The 18,502-nt window shown below is 72.9% G+C and carries 19 protein-coding genes; 7 read left to right on the plus strand and 12 right to left on the minus strand.

From position 1 onward, the window contains the following. Nucleotides 1-95: 95 nt before the first annotated feature. Complete coding sequence (locus FVS66_RS25485; protein ID WP_149183559.1) at nt 96-719, plus strand: TetR/AcrR family transcriptional regulator; 624 nt, start codon at nt 96-98, stop codon at nt 717-719. Nucleotides 720-748: 29 nt separating this feature from the next. Here FVS66_RS25485 and FVS66_RS25490 read toward each other — a convergent pair whose 3' ends face one another. From FVS66_RS25490 to FVS66_RS25505, 4 genes are all read right to left on the minus strand, one after another. After that, on the minus strand, nt 749-1,228 hold the full coding sequence (locus tag FVS66_RS25490) for a hypothetical protein (RefSeq protein ID WP_149183560.1): 480 nt from the start codon (nt 1,226-1,228) through the stop codon (nt 749-751). A 20-nt stretch (nt 1,229-1,248) separates the two neighbouring features. Continuing rightward, nucleotides 1,249-2,979 carry a cytochrome c oxidase subunit I gene (gene ctaD / locus FVS66_RS25495; RefSeq protein WP_399226284.1) on the minus strand — a complete coding sequence of 577 codons (1,731 nt, stop codon included), beginning with the start codon at nt 2,977-2,979 and terminating at the stop codon, nt 1,249-1,251. A gap of 153 nt (nt 2,980-3,132) precedes the next feature. Continuing rightward, nucleotides 3,133-3,822 (minus strand): vitamin K epoxide reductase family protein, encoded by a 690-nt coding sequence (locus FVS66_RS25500; RefSeq protein WP_149183562.1) that lies wholly within the window; start codon nt 3,820-3,822, stop codon nt 3,133-3,135. Further along, nucleotides 3,819-4,349: a hypothetical protein gene (locus FVS66_RS25505; protein ID WP_149183612.1), complete on the minus strand. Its 531-nt coding sequence runs from the start codon at nt 4,347-4,349 to the stop codon at nt 3,819-3,821. The genes FVS66_RS25500 and FVS66_RS25505 overlap by 4 nt, the downstream gene beginning before the upstream one ends. Before the next feature lie 291 nt (nt 4,350-4,640). On the opposite strand from FVS66_RS25505, the gene FVS66_RS25510 reads away from it, so the two are divergent. After that, nucleotides 4,641-4,886, plus strand: a complete 246-nt coding sequence (locus FVS66_RS25510; protein ID WP_149183563.1) for a DUF2933 domain-containing protein — start codon at nt 4,641-4,643, stop codon at nt 4,884-4,886. Nucleotides 4,887-5,055: 169 nt separating this feature from the next. Here FVS66_RS25510 and FVS66_RS25515 read toward each other — a convergent pair whose 3' ends face one another. Continuing rightward, nucleotides 5,056-6,033 carry a DMT family transporter gene (locus tag FVS66_RS25515; protein ID WP_149183564.1) on the minus strand — a complete coding sequence of 326 codons (978 nt, stop codon included), beginning with the start codon at nt 6,031-6,033 and terminating at the stop codon, nt 5,056-5,058. A 100-nt stretch (nt 6,034-6,133) separates the two neighbouring features. Here FVS66_RS25515 and FVS66_RS25520 point away from each other — a divergent pair, with 100 nt between their 5' ends. Then, entirely contained in the window at nt 6,134-6,547 is a 414-nt protein-coding gene (locus FVS66_RS25520; RefSeq protein ID WP_149183565.1) for a DUF6153 family protein, read from the plus strand. A 116-nt stretch (nt 6,548-6,663) separates the two neighbouring features. Beyond that, a complete protein-coding gene (locus tag FVS66_RS25525; RefSeq protein WP_149183566.1) occupies nt 6,664-7,536 on the plus strand; it encodes a F510_1955 family glycosylhydrolase in 873 nt (290 codons plus the stop codon). A gap of 230 nt (nt 7,537-7,766) precedes the next feature. Here the strand turns inward: FVS66_RS25525 and cobM are convergent, their stop codons facing one another. The 6 genes from cobM to FVS66_RS25550 form a co-directional block, all read right to left on the minus strand. Continuing rightward, on the minus strand, nt 7,767-8,516 hold the full coding sequence (gene cobM, locus FVS66_RS25530; protein ID WP_149183567.1) for a precorrin-4 C(11)-methyltransferase: 750 nt from the start codon (nt 8,514-8,516) through the stop codon (nt 7,767-7,769). Further along, complete coding sequence (cbiE, locus tag FVS66_RS25535) at nt 8,513-9,778, minus strand: precorrin-6y C5,15-methyltransferase (decarboxylating) subunit CbiE (protein WP_149183568.1); 1,266 nt, start codon at nt 9,776-9,778, stop codon at nt 8,513-8,515. Before cbiE ends, cobM begins: the two co-directional genes overlap by 4 nt. Before the next feature lie 46 nt (nt 9,779-9,824). Then, nucleotides 9,825-9,953: a DUF6126 family protein gene (locus tag FVS66_RS35555; RefSeq protein ID WP_222946981.1), complete on the minus strand. Its 129-nt coding sequence runs from the start codon at nt 9,951-9,953 to the stop codon at nt 9,825-9,827. A 110-nt stretch (nt 9,954-10,063) separates the two neighbouring features. Then, nucleotides 10,064-10,942, minus strand: a complete 879-nt coding sequence (locus FVS66_RS25540; protein ID WP_149183569.1) for an ABC transporter permease — start codon at nt 10,940-10,942, stop codon at nt 10,064-10,066. Further along, on the minus strand, nt 10,939-11,928 hold the full coding sequence (locus FVS66_RS25545) for an ATP-binding cassette domain-containing protein (protein ID WP_149183570.1): 990 nt from the start codon (nt 11,926-11,928) through the stop codon (nt 10,939-10,941). The genes FVS66_RS25540 and FVS66_RS25545 overlap by 4 nt, the downstream gene beginning before the upstream one ends. Before the next feature lie 95 nt (nt 11,929-12,023). Next, nucleotides 12,024-12,434, minus strand: coding sequence for a hypothetical protein (locus FVS66_RS25550; RefSeq protein WP_149183571.1), 411 nt, complete (start codon nt 12,432-12,434; stop codon nt 12,024-12,026). Nucleotides 12,435-12,528: 94 nt separating this feature from the next. On the opposite strand from FVS66_RS25550, the gene FVS66_RS35220 reads away from it, so the two are divergent. The 3 genes from FVS66_RS35220 to FVS66_RS25565 all read left to right on the plus strand — a co-directional run bounded on the left by FVS66_RS35220 (nt 12,529) and on the right by FVS66_RS25565 (nt 16,306). Continuing rightward, nucleotides 12,529-13,521 carry an endonuclease/exonuclease/phosphatase family protein gene (locus tag FVS66_RS35220; RefSeq protein ID WP_262387201.1) on the plus strand — a complete coding sequence of 331 codons (993 nt, stop codon included), beginning with the start codon at nt 12,529-12,531 and terminating at the stop codon, nt 13,519-13,521. 161 nt (nt 13,522-13,682) lie between these two features. Further along, nucleotides 13,683-15,173 (plus strand): APC family permease, encoded by a 1,491-nt coding sequence (locus FVS66_RS25560; protein WP_149183572.1) that lies wholly within the window; start codon nt 13,683-13,685, stop codon nt 15,171-15,173. Nucleotides 15,174-15,361: 188 nt separating this feature from the next. Next, nucleotides 15,362-16,306 carry a hypothetical protein gene (locus tag FVS66_RS25565; RefSeq protein WP_149183613.1) on the plus strand — a complete coding sequence of 315 codons (945 nt, stop codon included), beginning with the start codon at nt 15,362-15,364 and terminating at the stop codon, nt 16,304-16,306. Nucleotides 16,307-16,321: 15 nt separating this feature from the next. Here the strand turns inward: FVS66_RS25565 and FVS66_RS25570 are convergent, their stop codons facing one another. Beyond that, a complete protein-coding gene (locus tag FVS66_RS25570) occupies nt 16,322-18,379 on the minus strand; it encodes a PhoX family protein (protein WP_149183573.1) in 2,058 nt (685 codons plus the stop codon). Between the last annotated feature and the right edge of the window lie 123 nt (nt 18,380-18,502).

Here is an 18,502-nt window from a genome sequence, read left to right on the forward strand (position 1 = left end):
AAGTCAACTATGTACTCTGGTATAAATTTCGTCTCGGCGAAGATGCCGACGACGCGAGGAGGCGAAGGCTCTTGACCACGGATACCGCCCGTCCCATGGGACGCCGGGAACGCAGCAAGCAGAGGGTCAGAGCCAGCATCTACTCCTCCGCCCTGTCCCTCTTCGTCGAGCAGGGCTACGACCGCACCACGATCGACCAGATCACCGAGCGCGCGGACGTGGCCCGGGGGACCTTCTTCAACTACTTCCAGCGGAAGGAAGACCTCATCACGGCCTGGGCGGACGCCCGGAAACAACGGCTGGAGCGCTTCATCGAGGAGTCGGCGCTCTCTCAGGACGACGACGTGACCGTCCAGTTGGAGCGGTGCGTGGCGGCGTTGGCCGAGTTCAACGAGGCGGAGCGGGAGCTCACCACCACCATGCTGCAGGCATGGGTGAAGGCGGGCCGTCCGCTCCTGGAGGACCAGCGGGCCGGGAACGCCTTCGCCTCGATCATCGAGGCCGGCCGACAGCGCGGGGAGGTCACCTTCGACATCGACCCCCTGAGGGTCGGCAACATCCTGAGGGACGCGTACCTCGGCCTTCTCTACCGCTGGTCGCGGAACCCGGACGCGGGAGCGCCCCTGCACATCGAACTGCGCGAGATCCTGAGGATCATCCTCACCGGCGTCCTCGCCTACCCCCAGGCATCCCACACGCCTGCCAGGCAGGCCAGGTAGAGCGCCGCCACGTGCGGGCGGCCACAACGTCACGGAGAAGCGGAACCGGTGGCCAGGGCCAGGATGACGGCCACGGCCAGGGCGGTGGCCGTGCCGAGCCCCGCCGCCGCCCAGGTGGCCGACCGGCGCGTGGCGGCGGCCGGGTCGGGCCCGGTGCCCGGCCCGGCGTGCGGCCCGGCGTGCGGAGCCCGGAGAAGCGCGGCCCACCGGAGGACCTCCTCCGCGGCCTCCCGCCGGCGGCACAGCGCGGACCGTATCCGCAAGGCCGCCGAGACACCACCGCCCAGCGCGGCGGCGGAGAGGGCGACTCGCCACGGCGCACCGGCGAGGAGCAGCACCGCGACGGCGGCGGCAGCGCCCCAGCCGGTCACACAGGCAGCCGCCGCCATACGGCGGGACTCCGGGCGGTCCTGGCCGGCCCTCAGATCGACCAGCGCGGGCACGTACCAGACGTAGCCGGACGCGGACACCACCGCGACGCCCAGCGCGGCAACGGCAGCAGCGGACACCGCTCGTACCCCTCTCTACGTCAGACCCGGGCCGGATCGGGTTCCGAGCCGTGTTCCAGTGCCGCCGTCTCCGGATGGTGCAGGTCGAACGCCGGCGACTCGGAGCGGATTCTCGGCAGCGATACGAAGTTGTGGCGCGGCGGCGGACAGGACGTGGCCCACTCCAGCGAACGGCCGTAGCCCCACGGGTCGTCGACGTCGACCTTCTTGCCGTACCTGGCGGTCTTCCAGACGTTGTAGAAGAAGGGCAGGAAGGACAGGCCGAGCAGGAAGGAACCGACCGTGGACAGGGTGTTCAGCGCCGTGAAGCCGTCCGCCGCCAGGTAGTCCGCGTACCGGCGCGGCATACCCTCGGCGCCCAGCCAGTGCTGGACCAGGAAGGTCAGATGGAAGCCGGCCGTCAGCGTCCAGAAGGTGATCTTCCCGAGGCGCTCGTCCAGCATCTTCCCGGTGAACTTCGGCCACCAGAAGTGGAACCCGGCGAACATCGCGTACACGACCGTCCCGAACAGCGTGTAGTGGAAGTGCGCCACGACGAAGTACGAGTCGGAGACGTGGAAGTCCAGCGGCGGCGAGGCCAGCAGGACGCCCGTCAGGCCCCCGAAGGTGAAGGTGAGGAGGAAGCCGACCACCCACAGCATCGGGGTCTCGAAGGAGAGCGAGCCCTTCCACATGGTGCCGATCCAGTTGAAGAACTTCACGCCCGTCGGCACCGCGATCAGGAAGGTCATGAAGGAGAAGAAGGGCAGCAGCACCCCGCCCGTGACATACATGTGGTGCGCCCACACCGTCACCGACAGGCCCGCGATGGCGATGGTCGCGGCGATGAGGCCTATGTAGCCGAACATCGGCTTCCGCGAGAACACCGGGACGATCTCGGACACGATCCCGAAGAACGGCAGCGCCAGGACGTACACCTCGGGGTGGCCGAAGAACCAGAACAGGTGCTGCCACAACAGCGCCCCGCCGTTCGCCGGGTCGAAGACGTGCGAGCCGAACTTGCGGTCCATCTCGAGGGCGAGGAGAGCCGCCGCCAGGACCGGGAAGACGATCAGGATCAGCACGCCGGTCAGCAGCACGTTCCAGGTGAAGATCGGCATCCGGAACATCGTCATGCCGGGGGCCCGCATACAGATGATCGTGGTGATGAAGTTGACCGCGCCGAGGATCGAGCCGAATCCGGAGAGCGCCACGCCCATGATCCACAGGTCGGCGCCGAGGCCCGGCGAGTGCACGGCGTCGGAGAGCGGCACGTACAGGAACCAGCCGAAGTCGGCCGCGCCACCCGGGGTCAAAAACCCGCCCGCCGCGATCAGCGACCCGAACAGGAACAGCCAGTAGGCCAGCATGTTCAACCGCGGGAACGCCACGTCCGGCGCGCCGATCTGGATCGGCATGAGCCAGTTCGCGAACCCCGTGAACAGCGGCATGGCGAACAGCAGCAGCATGATCGAGCCGTGCATGGTGAACGCCTGGTTGAACTGCTCGTTCGAGATGATCTGCGTGCCTGGCCTGGCCAGTTCCGCGCGCATCAGCAGCGCGAGCGCGCCGCCGAGGAGAAAGAAGACCATCGCGGTGACGAGGTACATCGTGCCGATCTTCTTGTGATCGGTGGTCGTCAGCCACTCGGCCCAGGAGGGCCGGGTCCTCGTGCCGGGCCCGGTCTCCCCGGCCACCGCCGGGCGGTGCCGCCCGGCGGTTCCCACCTGGTTCGTCTCTGTCTCGTCCACCGGCCGGTGACCTCCCCACATCAGTGCGTTGCCGCCACATGATCCGCGGAGGGGCAGGGGGTGCCGACAGGGCCGAACGGTCCCTCGCGGGACCTGGTGGTCCCCGCTCCCGCTGCTGAACGGGAGCATGTACGGGCTCTTGTACGGGCTCTTGTACGGGCTCTTGTACGGGCCTCACAGCAGCGACTGCCAGAACGGCCACCAGCGGGTGGCGATCAGCATCCCGATACCACCCAGCCAGACGGCCGGGACCGCCCAGTGGAACTCCTGGACGCCGCTGACCAGCCCGCGGGGTGCCCGCAGGACGCCGTGCCGGAGGTTGTGGACCGTCGTGTACCAGAACATCAGGACGGTCGCCGCCCAGGCGAGAACGCACCACAGGCAGAGCGCGCCGATCACGTACAGCGCCTGGCTCATCAGCCACATGCAGAACGCCGCACCGGCCAGCGTCCCGGCGTTCAGAGCGAGCCAGAACCAGCGGCGGTGACGGGCCCCGGCAAGCAGGCCGACGCCGATCGCGACGACCGCCGCGTACGTGGCGAGGCCCAGCAGCGGGTTGGGGAAGCCGAGCACCGACGCCTGCTCGCTGCGCATCACGTCGGCGCAGGACACGACCGGGCTGAGATTGCAGGACGGTACGTACCCGAGGTCTTCGAGGAGCCGGAACTTGTCCAGTGTGATCACGAAGGATGCGAGGCCGCCGAGGAGTCCGGTGACCACGAGCAGCCAGGCGAAGGCGGGACCGGACCCGATGGTCGGCGGCGCTGGGCCCGGCCGCACGGGGGCGGAACGCGGGCGCGGACGGCGACGGGGGTGGGGACGGGGACGGGGGTGTGACGACCGGCCGTTGACGGTGCTCGTCATCGGGGACCGCGGAGCGAGCCGGAGCGGCGGGTACGCGGCGGACGTGGTCCGCCCGCGGCCCGGGCGGCACCGGTGGGCCACACCACGTCGACCGGGATGCCGTGGGCGCGGGCGTATGCCACAAGGTGGGCGGTCGCGTCGCGGCCGTTGGACGGGGAGCCGTCCCAGACGGCGAGCAGCCGGCGGCTCGTGGAGATCATCCGCTCGTCGGCGCCGACGCAGGCGTCCCGGCCCTCCGGGTCGTACGGCATCAGCCTCATCTGCTCGGCGAGCAGGAGCAGTTCGCCCGCCGCGGCACGGTCGCGGCGCGGCAGCACGGCGGGCACGGAGCCCTGCGCGGGCAGCAGGACGACCAGCTTCCGCCCGGCCTCCCGTACGGCCCGCCCGAACGCCAACGGCAGTCCCGCGCCGACGCGCACCAGGCCGACCGCCCCGTCCGTCAGGCGCTCGACACGTTTGCGCAGTTCGTGTTCGACCAGCTTCAGGGTCTCCGGTGTCAGGTCGGTGTGCCCGACGGCCGCGATCACCTCGGGGCTCGCTTCCCGGCCATACAACGCCTCCCACTCGTCTGTGTGTCGCAAGTGAACACAGGCCGCTGTGACGGGGAAAGAGGGCGAACGGCCCGGTGGCCCCTTGCGGAAGGACCCCGAACGGCCCCGAACAGGCCCGGCCGGAGGAGGACGTTCGGCCCTGGGGGCCGGCGGCGGGCGTTGGTTGCATGGGGGACACGGCCGGGTGCGCCCGCCCCGCGGTCCCCTCCCCGTACGGACCGGGAGCGGGCGGGCGCAGTCGGCGAACGCACCGTTCAGGAGGTAGCGATGGCCATCCAGACGAGCCGTGACGGACACATCGGTTCAGCCTCTCCGGGCCACGGCGGCCACGACCTCTACGGCCGTTACGTCGGCGGGGTGGCGGCGCTCGTCGGCGTCATCCTGGTCGCCGCTGCGGGCTTCGGCGTACCGGCGAGCACACTGTTGTTCACCGCGCTGGCCGTGGCCTGCCCGCTGATGATGATCGTGATGATGCGTGCCATGCGTGGCGGCGGCGGGCACGGCGAGCGTTAGCACGGCGAGCGTCAGCACGCCCCGCGCCGCTGCCCGCCGCACTCGCCGCGTACGGCCTGCACGCCCTCGAAGCGGCCGCCGCGCGCTGCCTCCAAGGCGGCCGTACGACGCCTGGTGGCGGTCACCCTGGACGCCCTGCGCCCGTCGTCGGCCCCCCGGGACAGAACAGCTAGCCCTCGGGCCCGTCCCCGTCCGGCCCGTCCCCGTCCGGCCCGTCCCCGTCCGGCTCCTCCGCGGGCGACTCCTCCGCGGGCGACTCCTCCGCGGCCGGCTCCTCCGCGGCCGGTCGCAGCGCACCCAGATAGACACCCACGAGAATCAGCGGCGCGCCCAGCAGCAGCGACACCGTGAGCGGCTCGTCGTCGAGCCAGGCCGAGGCGGCGATCGTGACCACGGGGATGACGACGAACACATACGCGGCCCGCGACGCACCCCAGCGCTGGATGACCACCAGATAGCAGATGAAGGTCAGCACCGACCCGGCCACGACCAGATACGCCAGCGCCCACCACGTCGCGGCCCGCTCCGGCCGCACCCACTCGTCCCCGACCGCCAGCGACCCCGCGAACAGCGCGACCGCCGCGGCCGTCATCCCGACCGCGTTCATGGTCACCGGATGAACCTTCGGGAGCCGCCGTACGAGCACCGCGGCCTGCGCGAACGACAGTACGGAGCCCAGCGCGGCCAGCAGCGCGGTCACCGGCACCTCCGCCTGGAGCGGCGCCCGCGACATCACCGCGACACCCGCGACCGCGCACAGCGTCCCGGCCAGGGCTACCCGGCGGAACCGTTCCTGGTGCTGCGCCACCGCGAGCAGCAGCGCGGCCAGGGGCACCAGGGAGAGCAGGGTCTGGCCGAGTCCGGCGTGGATGTGGAGCAGGGCGTAGTACGCCAGCGCGAACGTCACGCCGAAGTTCAGCAGCCCGAACAGCACCGACCCGGCGAGTGCCCGGCCGCGCGGCCACGCCAGGCGGCGCGCCGCCATGATCGCCAGGAGCAGCAGCGCGGCGGCCCCGAACCGCAGGGCGGCGCCCCAGAGGGGGTCGAGCTCCCGGTTGCTGAAGCGGATGCCGACCGCGTTGCCGCCCGCGAGGAGACAGGTCACGGCGAACGCGCCGAGGGCCAACCGGTCACGGGCGAGCTGCATCCCGTCACGGTAGCTCCGGGCCGGTGGGAGCCCACGCTCGCCGGGCGTGGGCCGGTACGCTCGAACCGGAACACCCCCTGGAAGGCGTACCCCGTTGAGCGTGAGCATCCGGAGTGCCCGGGCCACCGGCCCCGGCCCCGTAGGGCGCCTGCTGCTGGTCGCGGTACTGGCGGTGGGCCTGTTCCTGATGCACGGCGTGGGCCATCAGGAACAGGCGCACGCGGCGTCCACGCCCACCGCCGCGTCGGCCCCGCACGGCACACAGCACGACGCACCGCACGACGCACCGCACGACGCACCGCACGACGAGGACCGTCCGGTCACGGACGTGGACCTCGCCGGACTGTGCGTGGCGGTGCTCATCGGCGCGGGGGCGCTGGCGGCGCTGACGGGGCGCCCGGTCCCGTGGGCGGCCTTCCGGGCCCGTACGCGCATGCCGCACACCACCCCGCGTCGCGCGAATCCCCCACCCCGCGCGCCGGACCTGGCTCAGTTGTCCCTGCTGCGGATCTAGGAGGGAGAAGGAAGACCTTCACCTTCACCTTCACCTTCCTCCGCCCATCCACCAGCACCCAGCACCCAGCACCCAGTGCTGGGCACTGAGCACTGAGCACTCACCCGAGGGACAACATGCACAGCAAGAAGACGCAGAAGAAGCGGTACGCGGCCGTGGCCGCCCTGGCGGCGCTCGGACTGGCCCTGTCGGGCTGCGCCGGCGACGAGGGCGGGCCGTCGCCGGACGCGTCCGGCGACGTGGAGGTCAGCCACATCCACGGCCTGGGCGTCGACCCCGCCGACGGCCGCGTCTACGTCGCCACGCACGAGGGCATCGTCACGCCGGGCGCGGACGGCGGCGCCGAGCGCGTCGGCGACAGCCACGACGACTACATGGGCTTCACCGTCATCGGTCCGAAGACCTTCGTCGCCAGCGGCCACCCGGGGCACGGCAACGAGGACGAGCCCGGGAACCGGGGCCTCATCGAGTCCACCGACGCCGGCAAGACATGGAAGAGGAAGTCCCTCGCCGGGGTGGACTTCCACTCCCTGGACTTCGCCCACGGCACGGTCTACGGCTACGACAGCACCAACGGCCGCCTGCGCGTCAGCGAGAACCGCGTCGACTGGGAGAACCGGTCCGAGCTGCGCGCCCTCGACATCGCCGTCAGCCCCGAGGACCCGGACACGGTCCTGGCCACGACCGAGGACGGGGTGGCCCGCTCCACGGACGGCGGCCGTACCTTCGCCAAGGGCACCGAGCCGGTCATGGCCTTCGTGTCCTGGGCGGCACCGGACGCCCTGTTCGGCCTCGACCCGTCCGGGGCGGTGCACCACAGCGCCGACGGCGGCAGGACCTGGCACAAGGCCGCCACGGTCCCGGGCGGTGGCCCGCAGGCCCTGACGGCCGTGACGGCGGAGCGGGTCCTGGCGGCGACGGAGGGCGGGGTGTACGAGTCCAAGGACGCCGGCAAGACCTTCACACAGATCCTCGCGGCGTCCCACTGACCGCGCCCCACTGACCGCGTCCCCGCATCCCGCGTCCCCGCATCACGCGTCCCCGCGTCCCCGCGCCCGGGGGACGCGGAACAGGGAGGCCGCCGCGGCGACGGCCGCGACGGCCGCGGCGGCCGCGCGGCCTCCGCGCGGAGGGTGAACGCGTCGGCGACCGAGCCGCCCACCTCGTGGAAGGCGTCGTCGCCTTCCCGCACATGGTCTTCGTCCGCGCGGACCCGGCGTCAGCAGACGTGGCGGTCGCGCTCGGGCGAGTAGAGGTGGCTGTCGCGGAACTGGGTGGCCGCCAGAGTGCGGCCGACAATGATCACAGCGGTCCTGGTGATGTCCGCCGCCTTCGTCCGCGCGGCGATGTCGGCGAGGGTGCCCCGGAGCACCACTTCGTCCGGCCGGCTGGCCATGGCGACGACCGCGGCCGGGCAGTCCTCGCCGTAGTGCGGGACGAGTTCGGCGACGACGCGGTCGACGTACCGGGCCGCGAGGTGGAGGACGAGGAGGGCGCCGCTGCGGCCGAGCGTGGCCAGGTCCTCGCCGTCCGGCATGGGTGTGGCCTGCTGGGCGACGCGCGTCAGGATGACCGTCTGGCCGACTGTCGGCACCGTCAGCTCCCGCTTCAGCGCCGCCGCGGCCGCCGCGAACGCCGGGACGCCGGGCACCACCTCGTACGGCACGCCCGCCGCGTCCAGCCGCCGCATCTGCTCGGCGACCGCGCTGAAGACGGAGGGGTCGCCGGAGTGCAGCCGGGCCACGTCGTGCCCGGCCTCGTGGGCGCGGACGAGCTCCTCGGTGATGGCGTCGAGGTCCATGTTCGCCGTGTCGACCAGCCGCGCGTCCGGCGGGCACTCGGCGAGGAGTTCACGCGGGACGAGCGACCCGGCGTACAGGCACACCCGGCAGGAGGCGAGGGTGCGGGCGCCGCGCACGGTGATGAGGTCGGCGGCACCGGGTCCCGCGCCGATGAAGTGGACGGTCATGCTTCCTCTGCTCCTGCCTTCGTTACGGACCACTGCGTGACCGGCATCGCCTGCCGCCAGCCGGTGAAGCCGCCCACGGGTACGGCGTGCGCGACCGCGAGCCGTACGAGTTCGCCGCCGTGCCGCCGGTACCGGTCGGCGAGGAGCGCCTCGGACTCCAGCGTCACGGTGTTCGCCACCAGCCGGCCGCCCGGGCGGAGCGCGTCCCAGCACGCGTCGAGCAGGCCGGGCACGGTGAGCCCGCCGCCGATGAACACGGCGTGGGGGGCGTCGAGACCGGCCAGGCCGCCGGGGGCCGCGGCGGTGACGACGCGCAGGCCGGGCACGCCGAGGGTGGCGGCGTTGCGGGCGATGCGCCCGGCCCGTACCGGGTCGCGTTCGACGGTGACCGCGCGGCAGCTGCGGTGGGTGCGCATCCACTCGATGCCGATGGAGCCGGAGCCTCCGCCGATGTCCCACAGCAGCTCGCCGGGCGCGGGCGCGAGGGCCGCGAGGGTCGCGGCGCGGACGTGCCGCTTGGTGAGCTGGCCGTCGTGCTCGTACGCGGAGTCGGGAAGTCCCGGTACGGCGCCGAGCCGCGGCGCGTCCGGGGCGCGGAGGCACTCGACGGCGACGATGTTCAGGGGGTCGCCCTGCGGGTGGGGCCAGTCGTCGGCGGTGCCGTGCAGGGCGCGCTCGTGGTCGGCGTGGCCGAGCCGCTCCAGGACATGGAGGCGGCTGGGCCCGTAGCCGCGGGCCCGCAGCAGGGCGGCGACCTCGCCGGGGGTCGCGGCGCCCGCGCTGAGTACGAGGAGGCGGCGCCCGTCGTGGAGCGCGGCGGTCAGGGTGTCGAGGGGGCGGCCGACGAGCGTGACGGTCTCGGCGTCCTCCTGCGGCCAGCCGAGCCGGGCGCAGGCGTACGCGACGGAGGACGGGTGCGGCAGGACGCGCAGCCGCTCGGGGCCGAGCACCTCGGCGAGGGCCCGTCCGATGCCGTGGAACATGGGGTCGCCGCTGGCCAGCACGGCGACCTTCCGGCCGGCGTGGGCGTCCAGGAGGCGGGGAACGGCGGGGCGCAGCGGCGAGGGCCAGGCGACGCGCTCGGCGCCGACCTCGGCGGCGGGCAGCAGTCCGAGCTGGCGGGCGCCCCCGCCGATGACCACGTCGGCGGCGCGCAGGGCGGCGCGGGCCGCCTCGGGCAGCCCTGCCCAGCCGTCGGCGCCGATACCGACGACGGTGACGGGGTGCGGGTGCCGCTCGGGGCCCCTGGCGGTGCTGCTCACGGGCCGGACCTTACCGGCCGGTCGGTGCGCGGAGCGGGGGCGGGTGCTACTTGTCGGCGTGCTCGCCGACGTAGAAGAGGATCCACACGAACCCGGCCAGCGCGTGCGTGACGAACACGTACACGAACACGCGCAGGGCTACGCCCTTCTCCTTCCAGCGCTCCAGGTCGCTCATCGTGTCTCCTCGCCGTGTCCGTCGTAAGGCCGCCGTCCACAGTACGCCCGACGCCGGGGGTCCCACCGCGACCGGTTCAGCGGGCCTCGGTGGCCCGCCCGAGGGCGTCCCTACTTGCGGTTGTACAGCCGCATCGTCACCGCCCCGAAGACCGCCACGAACAGCGCCGACCACCCCAGCGTCCACGCGATGTCCGCCATCGGCCAGGCGCCCGCCATCAAGTCCCTGACCGACGTGGCCAGATGGGTCATCGGGCTGTTGTTCACGAACGCCTGCAGCCAGCCCGGCATGGTTCTCGGGTCGACGAAGACATTGCTCAGGAACGTCAGCGGGAAGATCACCATCATGCTGACGCCCATCACCGACTTCTCACTCCGCAGCAGCAGCCCGAACATCGTCCAGATCCACGAGAAGGCGAAGGAGAAGACCATCAGCAGCGCCACGCCCGCCAGCACCCCCGGCACCCCGCCCTCCGGGCGGTAGCCGATCAGCAGACCCACCGAGAGCATCACGACCGACGCGATGAGATAGCGGACCACATCGCCCAGCAGGTAGCCGACCATCGGCGCCGGGCGCCAGATCGGAAGGGTGCGGAAGCGGTCGAAGACGCCTTTCGCGATGTCCGTGTTGACCGCGACCCCCGTGTACATGGTGATCATCACGACGCTCATCGCCAGGATGCCCGGCAGCAGGAACTGGATGTACGCCGAGACCGACCCGGCCAGCGCGCCCCCGAAGAGGTACGTGTACATCAGCACCATCATGATCGGGAACGCGGTCACGTCGAAGAGCTGCTCCGGCACGTGCTTGATCTTCAGCATGGCCCGCCACCCGAAGGTGAGCGACGCGGACAGCGCCGAGGGGCGCGGCGGCCGCTGGTCGGCGCCCTTGACCAGCAGCGCGGCCAGCTCGTCGGCGCGGGGCGCGACGAACGCGGCGGCGTCGGTCTGCTGCGTCTGCTGCGTCTGCTGTGACGCTGTAGTGGTCATCCCGTGCCCTCCTTGCCCGTCAGCGCCAGGAACACCTCGTCGAGGCTGGGCTGCCCCAGCGCGAAGTCGTCCACCGTGACCCCCGCCCGGGCCAGCTCGGCGAGGGCCCGCGCCGCCTGCTCGGCCGCGCCCAGCTCCGTACGGTGCCCGTCGACCGTCGCGGTCAGGGCGACCGGGTCGGGGTCGAGCTGGACGGTCACGTCGCCGAGGGCCGTCCTCAGCACCCGTACCGCCTCCTCGCGCTGCTCCGGGGCCCGGAGCCGTATGTGCACCGAGCCCGAGCCGACCGACGCCTTCAGCTCGCCCTTCGTGCCCTCCGCGATGACCCGCCCGTGGTCGATCACCGCGATGCGCGAGGCGAGGTGGTCGGCCTCGTCCAGGTACTGGGTGGTCAGCAGCACCGTCGTGCCCTGGGCGACGACCGCCCGGACGATGTCCCACACCTGGTTGCGGCTGCGCGGGTCCAGGCCCGTCGTCGGCTCGTCCAGGAAGAGGAGGTCGGGAGTGTTGAGGATCGACGCGGCGATGTCGATACGGCGCCGCATGCCGCCCGAGAAGTTCTTCACCTGCCGGCCCGCCGCGTCGGACAGCCCGAACGCCTCCAGCAGCTCCGCCGCGCGCTCGCGGGCGGCCGCGCGGGAGTGGCCCAGCAGGCGGCCGAGCAGGACCAGGTTCTCCGTGCCGGTCAGGTCCTCGTCGACCGACGCGTACTGCCCCGTCAGGCTCACCCGGCCGCGTACCGCGTCGGCGTCCCGCACCACGTCCAGGCCGAACACCCGGGCCTCGCCGCCGTCCGGTCGCAGCAGCGTGGCCAGCACCTTCACGGCGGTCGTCTTGCCCGCGCCGTTCGGGCCCAGCACCCCGTAGACCGTCCCGGACGGAACCCGCAGGTCGACGCCGTCGACGGCCCGGGTGGCGCCGAAGACCTTGACCAGGCCGTGCGTCTCGACCGCCAGGTCTGTGGTGCCGTATGCAGGACTCGTCATCGCGGGTACCTCCCGGCGGTACGGCGGCGGCGACCCTCCGCCCTCGCCTCCCCCAGTCTCCGGCCGTCACCCGGGAGCGCGCCACCGCTCCCCGCTCACTCCCGCGTGTAGAAGAAGTAGAACGCCGCGCAGAACATCGACGCGCCGACGAGCAGCCCGATCACCGAGCTGCCGAGCACGGTGGCGCCGGACACGCTGTGGAGGAATCCGACGCCGATCCCGGTGAGCGCCCCGTACGCGAGGCCGCGCAGCTCGCGGGGCATCGCCCGCTGGGTCCGCCCGATGCCGTAGCTGAGCAGACCGAACACGACACCGCTCACCAGGCCGAACACGACGTTGCCCCAGTTCGTCGGGCCCTCCCCGCGGTCGAGGAACCCCGCGTACAGGCCGTAGAGGAAGCCGAGCGTCGTCGGCAGGGCCCAGCGCAGGGTGTGCCGGTCCTCCGTACGGTCCCGGAAACGGCGCGCCGCGCGGCGGTGCCGCGCGGGCGCTGCGTGTGCGCCCATGGCGGAACTCCTTCCCACAACCCCCCTCCAAGGGCACACCCAGGGGGGACACTCGGCAAGTCGGACACAGGAGGACGTCGGCAGGGAGGCCCGCGTGACGGAGGAGCAGCGGCGGCACGGGCGTCGGGGGAGCCGTGCGGCGGGATGGGCCGCCGGGGTGCTGCTTCTCCCGCCCACCGTGGTCGCCGGTGCCCGGCTGTTCGAGACCGACGGGGTCACGCCCGTCCCCCAGCTGCTGGCGCTGCTGCCGTGGCTGGCCGTACCGGCGGGGCTGGCGCTCCTGACGGCGGTGGCCGCGCGCGGCCGGGTCCGGTGGGCGCTGGGCGCGTGGGCGGCGGCGGTGCTGGCCGTCACGGTCTGGTTCATCCGGCCGTACGGGCCCGACGCCACCGGCGCGCGGGGGCCCGTCGCCGCGTCGCTGCGCGTGCTGACGTCGAACGTCGAGTTCGGCGGGGCCGTGCCCGCGCTGATCGAGGCGGCGCGGCGGGAACGGCCGCAGCTGCTGTTCGTGCAGGAGTGCGCCCCCTCGTGCGTGGCCGCGCTGACCGCCGCGCTGGGGGAGCGGTTGCCGCACCGGGCGCAGGTCGTGGCGGAGGGCTCCGCCGGGTCCGTGATCCTCAGCGCCTTCCCGCTGACCGATGCGCACGCGCTGCCGGGCACCACCCTGGGCATGCCGGGCGCGACGGCGCGGATCGGCGGGCGGGACGTACGGCTCCGGCTCGCCCACCCGCTGCCGCCGCTGCCGGGGCAGGTCGGGGCGTGGCGGCGGGAACTGGGGCTGCTGCGGGAGGACGCGGCGGCGGCGCGGGGCGAGCCCGGGATCGTGGCGGGCGACTTCAACTCGGGGCAGGACCACGAGGTGTTCCGGGACGTGCTGGACGCGGGTGGGCTGCATGACGGTGCGCGGCTCGCCGGGGCCGCGCGTACGCCGTCCTGGCCGGCGAACAGTCATGTGCCGCCCTGGACGCAGCTCGACCATGTGCTGGTCGGCCCGGACTTCACGGTGCGCGCCGCGCGCTTCCTGGATCTGTCCCGCACCGACCACCGCGCCCTCCTGGTCGAACTCGTCCTGCACCGGGGCCGTTGACCGCCCGCCGGTTCGGGGCGTGCTGGACGTGCCTGGCCCCGGCGCCCGTGCCGAGACCGCGGGAGCGCCGTACCCCCGCCCCGGACGTCCGGCTTCCGGGAATCGCACTACGATGCCGCCTGACCCCGCGCCATATCCCCTGCCAGTCAAGGATGTTCGGCATGCGCAACGCTTCCGGCAGAGGGCTTCGACCCAATGTTCTCGGCACGTTCGACACCGTCGTGATGGCGATCGCCGGAAGTGCCCCCGCCTACTCGATCGCCGCCACCACCGCCGTGCTCGTCGGCGCCGTCGGATTCGCCGCGCCCGCGGCGTTGCTGTACTGCGCGCTGCCGATGCTGGGGATCGTGCTGGCCTTCGGGCGGCTCGGGCGGATCGATGTGAACGCGGGGGCCGCGTACTCCTGGGTGGGGCGGACGCTGCACCCGGCGCTCGGGTTCCTGTGCGGGTGGGCGCTGGTGGTGTCGACGACGCTGTTCATGGTGGCCGGGTCGCTGCCCGCCGGGGCGTTGACGCTGGCGCTGATCGACCCGGCGCTGGCCGACGACACATGGCTGGCGACGGCCGTGGGCGCGGGCTGGTTCCTGGTGATGCTGCTGGTGGTGCTGGGCGGGGCGCGGCTCTCCGTACGGGCCCAGCTCGTCATGTCGGGCGTCGAGCTGCTGCTTCTGCTGCTGTTCGTGCTGGGCGCCCTGGTGCACGGCGGCGCGGCGGCGGCGTTCGACTGGTCCTGGCTGGGCTTCGGGCACTTCGACGGGGTGTCCGGGTTCGCGTCGGGCGCGCTGATCGCCGCCTTCTACTACTGGGGATGGGACGTCACCAGCAATCTGAGCGAGGAGACCCGTGACAGCCGGCGTACCGCCGGGCTCGCCGCGCTCATCGGTGTCGGCACCGTTTTCCTGCTCTTCGAGGCGTTCACCATCGCCGTCAACATCGTCCTCACCGCCGAGGAGATCACCGCGCGCGGTGGCGCGAACACCCTCGCGTTGCTCGGTGACGCGGTCTGGCCGGGCGTCGGCGGGAAGCTGCTGATCGTGGCGGTGATGCTGTCGACCGTGGCGACGCTGGAGACGACGCTGATCCAGGTCACGCGGTCGCTGTTCGCGATGGGCCGGGACCGGACGGTCCCGGCCGTGTTCGGGACGGTGCACCGCCGCTGGAACACCCCGTGGGTGGCGGTCGCGGTGGTCGGCGGGGTCACGCTCGTCCTGTTCGTCGCGGCGAACGCGCTCGGCTCGGTCGGGGACATCCTGTCGGGCGCGGTCAGCGCGATGGGCCTGCAGATCGCGTTCTACTACGGCCTGGCCGGGGTGGCCGCGGTCGTCGCCTACCGCCGGCTGCTGCTCACGTCCGTGCGGGAGTTCCTGCTGGGCGGCGTGTGGCCGCTGCTGGGCGCCGCGTTCATGCTGTGGATCTTCTTCGAGTCGCTGGCGGAGCTGTCCACCGCTTCCCTCACGATCGGGCTCGGCGGGCTCGCCGCAGGTCTCATTCCGATGACCTGGCACTGGCGGCGCGGCAGTTCGTACTACCGTCCGGCGAAGCTGGACGCGGTACGGGCGCTGGCGGCCGAGGCGGAGTCGGACGGACCGTACGGCGACGTACCGCGGCAGCACCGGCCGGCCGCCGACGAGACCATGGCGACCGACTTCTGACCACGCGACTGACCACGCGATCGGGGGGAGAAGGAATGGCCGCACGCCACCGCGCCACCGGCGGGGGACGCCCGGACCGGCCCGGGGGGCCGGAGAAGCCGGGACGGCCGGGGCGCATCGCACGCCGTGCCGGGCTGATCGGGCGCGCGGCGAGGTCCGCGCGTCGCGGGGAACGCTTCGTCCCGGACATGGATCCGGACTTCGGGGACGAGGCCCTGACCGACGTACGGCACGACATCGTTATCGGCCGCTGGCAGGGCCTGCGGGACCTGCTGCGCGCCACCGGCGACGACTGGCCGCTGCGTACCCACCGCGTCCGGCTGCTGGCGCACGCGGTGGCCGGCACTTCGGCGGTCGAGGCGTGGCGGGCGGCCGAACCGGACAACCCGGACGCGGCGGTCCTGCGGGCGGCGACCGAGGTCGTACGGGTCTTCGGCGCGGCGATCGCGGCTGGCCGCGGCTCCGCGGTGGACCGCGGGCGGCTGGACTCGACGGTCCTGGCGTGCCTGACCGCGGCGGACGCCCGCCCCGCCGACCCGATGCCGTGGGTGTCGCTGCTGACGGTGGCCCGGCTGTACCAGGGCGGGGTGGGCCGGGGGGAGCTGCGCCACTGGTGGGACGAATTGCGTCGGCGGGACCCGCACAACACGGAGGGCCATGTGCAGCTGCTGCGCTACTGGTCGGCGCGGTGGCACGGCACGCACGGCTCGATGTACGACTTCGCGCGGGACGCGGCGGGCGCGGCGCCGCCCGGCTGCCCGCTGCCGGTGCTGGTGCAGATCGCGCGGGTGGAGGAGTACCGGTACGTGGTGGACGGCGCGCTGGGGCGGGGACGGAGGCCGGGGACGGTGCGCGGTTTCGACCAGCACTGGAAGCACGAGCTGGCGGTGACGGAGGTACGGCGCACCTGGGAGCGGTGGATCGGTGACCGCACGCCGGGCCCGGTCCGCCCGCACGAGGTCGAGGTCCTCAACTACCTCACCCACGCGGCCTGTCACGCGGGCCGGCTGGATGTGGCGGGTGAGCTGTTCGGGCTGCTGGGGGCGCGGGCGTCGCGGGTGCCGTGGTCGTACACCGGAGATCCCGCCGAGCAGTTCACGAGGTGGCGCGCACAGGCCCGCGCCACCTCGTGAAGCCCTGTGCGGCGCTCAGACGCCGATCGGGCGCCCGTCCTCGCGGTAGACGGCGACGACGGACGGGCGGACGATCCTGCCCCGTCCGTCGGGCCAGGCGGAGGCCGGCGTCTCGACGGACGCGCCGTCGACCTCGCCCGGGTGCTGGACGGCGACGAGGACACGGCGGTTCTGGATGATCGGGCCGCAGGTCTCGGCGCCGACGGGCACGGTCAGGAACTGCTTCAGCTCACCTCGCCGCTCGCCCTGCGTGGCGACCCCGAACAGGCCGTCGTGGGAGCCGAGCCGGTTGCCGTCGGTGGAGATCCACAGGTTGCCGTGCGGGTCGAAGGCGAGGTTGTCCGGGCAGGAGATGGGCGACACCTTCTCCTTCGGGTACCCCGCGAAGTACGTCGCCGGGTCCTCCGGGTCGCCCGCGACGAGGAACAGCCGCCACGCGAAGCCGTCCGACGACGGGTCGTCCCAGTGCTCGGCCAGCTCCAGGACGTGGCCGTGCTTGTTCTCGTTGCGCGGATTGGCCTCGTCGGCGCCGGGCTTGCCGTCGGTGCCGCGCTTGGTGTTGTTGGTGAGCGCGATGTACACACGGCCGGTGCGCGGGGAGGGCTCGACGTCCTCGGGGCGGTCCATCTTGGTGGCGCCGACCTTGTCCGCGGCGAGACGGGTGAAGACGTACACCTCCTCGGCGGTCATGCCGGGGACGTGTGAGACGTCGCCGGTGGCGAGCGGGATCCAGACGCCGGAGCCGTCGAACTCGCCGTCGTCCGGGAGCCTGCCCGAGCCGTCGACCTCGGCGGCCGGCGAGTCGCCGGTGAGCCTGGCGACATAGAGGGTGCCCTCGTCGAGGAGGGTGAGGTTGTGCTCACGCGCGGCGCGCGAGTTCCCCCTCTTCATCCGCTTGCCGGAGACGAACTTGTAGAAGTAGTCGAACCGCTCGTCGTCGCCCATGTAGACGACGGGCCGGCCGTCGTCGGTCAGGCGGGGCTGGGCGGCCTCGTGCTTGAACCGGCCGAGCGCGGTGCGCTTGCGGGGCGTGGACTCCGGGTCGTACGGGTCGAGCTCGACGACCCAGCCGAAGCGATGCGGCTCGTTGGGCTCCTGGGCGGCGTCGAACCGCCTGTCGAACCGCTCCCACTTGCGCTCGGTGGCGCCGGAGCCGATGCCGTAGCGCTTGTCGGCGGGGGTGGAGCCGTGGGCGAAGTACTGGTTGAAGTTCTCCTCGCCGGACAGGATCGTGCCCCACGGGGTGGTGCCGCCCGCGCAGTTGTTGAGCGTGCCGAGGACCTTGCGGCCGGACGGGTCGGCGGAGGTCTTGAGGAGGTCGCCGCCGGCGGCGGGACCGGTCAGCTCGAAGACGCTGGTGGCGGTGAGGCGCCGGTTGAGCGGGTGCCGGGTGAGGGGCGTCAGCTTCCCGCTGCGGTGCTCCTCCCGCACGACGACCACGGAGAGCCCGTGGGCGGCCCAGGCGGTCTCGACCTGCTCGCGGGTGGGGTTCTCGGGGTCGTACCCGCGGAACATCAGCAGCTCGTCGGTGTACTCGTGGTTGGCGACGAGCACCTGGCGGCCGGGCTCGCCCCGGAGCGGCAGCAGGGAGAGGAAGTCGTTGTTGTACCCGAACTGCCCGGCCTGCGCCTTCGCGGTCTGGTTGTCCGGGTCGAAGGCCGGGGCGCCGCGGAGGATGGGCTCGCCCCAGCGGATGACCACGTTCTGGGCGTAGCCCTTGGGGACCGTGACCTGGTCGGCGGTGTTGGGCGCGACGGGCGCGAAGCGCAGTCCGCGCGCGCCGCACGCCTTGCCCTTGCCGCCCGGGTACCGGCCGTCGGCCGGTGCGGCCTGCGCCTCGGGGGCGGCCGCGCCGAGCACGGCACCGCCGGCGGCGGTCGCGACGGTGACGGCGGCCGCGGCGCGCATCATGGAGCGCCGGGAGAGGGCGCCGGCTATGACGTCGCCTGCGTACTCGTTGTCGCTGGTGTTGGGCACCTCGTGGAAGCAGGCGTCGCCGCAGCGGTAGCGGCAGGTGAGGGCGGACCGGCCGCCCGCGTGCGGGGTGGTGAGCAGCGGCAGCAGCTTGCGCACGTGTTCCTCCTTCGGCGCACACCGCGCCGACGTGGTGTCGGGATAACGTCCGGGCGCGACGTTAAGCGGGGTGCCGTGCAGGTCGACGGCGTCGGAGTGAACGCGTGATGAATGCGGGGAGTC

It is taken from the genome of Streptomyces sp. TRM49041 (genome assembly GCF_008271805.1).
GTDB lineage: Bacteria > Actinomycetota > Actinomycetes > Streptomycetales > Streptomycetaceae > Streptomyces.

Coding starts and splice junctions, on each gene's coding strand:
- FVS66_RS25550 (WP_149183571.1), bottom strand. CDS start 12,434: ATGGGCGCACACGCAGCGCCCGCGCGGCACCGCCGCGCGGCGCGCCGT.
- FVS66_RS25560 (WP_149183572.1), top strand. CDS start 13,683: ATGCGCAACGCTTCCGGCAGAGGGCTTCGACCCAATGTTCTCGGCACG.
- FVS66_RS25500 (WP_149183562.1), bottom strand. CDS start 3,822: ATGACGAGCACCGTCAACGGCCGGTCGTCACACCCCCGTCCCCGTCCC.
- FVS66_RS25545 (WP_149183570.1), bottom strand. CDS start 11,928: ATGACGAGTCCTGCATACGGCACCACAGACCTGGCGGTCGAGACGCAC.
- FVS66_RS25525 (WP_149183566.1), top strand. CDS start 6,664: ATGCACAGCAAGAAGACGCAGAAGAAGCGGTACGCGGCCGTGGCCGCC.
- ctaD (WP_399226284.1), bottom strand. CDS start 2,979: ATGTGGGGAGGTCACCGGCCGGTGGACGAGACAGAGACGAACCAGGTG.
- FVS66_RS35555 (WP_222946981.1), bottom strand. CDS start 9,953: ATGAGCGACCTGGAGCGCTGGAAGGAGAAGGGCGTAGCCCTGCGCGTG.
- FVS66_RS25485 (WP_149183559.1), top strand. CDS start 96: ATGGGACGCCGGGAACGCAGCAAGCAGAGGGTCAGAGCCAGCATCTAC.
- FVS66_RS25565 (WP_149183613.1), top strand. CDS start 15,362: ATGGATCCGGACTTCGGGGACGAGGCCCTGACCGACGTACGGCACGAC.
- cobM (WP_149183567.1), bottom strand. CDS start 8,516: ATGACCGTCCACTTCATCGGCGCGGGACCCGGTGCCGCCGACCTCATC.
- FVS66_RS25515 (WP_149183564.1), bottom strand. CDS start 6,033: ATGCAGCTCGCCCGTGACCGGTTGGCCCTCGGCGCGTTCGCCGTGACC.
- FVS66_RS25540 (WP_149183569.1), bottom strand. CDS start 10,942: ATGACCACTACAGCGTCACAGCAGACGCAGCAGACGCAGCAGACCGAC.
- FVS66_RS25510 (WP_149183563.1), top strand. CDS start 4,641: ATGGCCATCCAGACGAGCCGTGACGGACACATCGGTTCAGCCTCTCCG.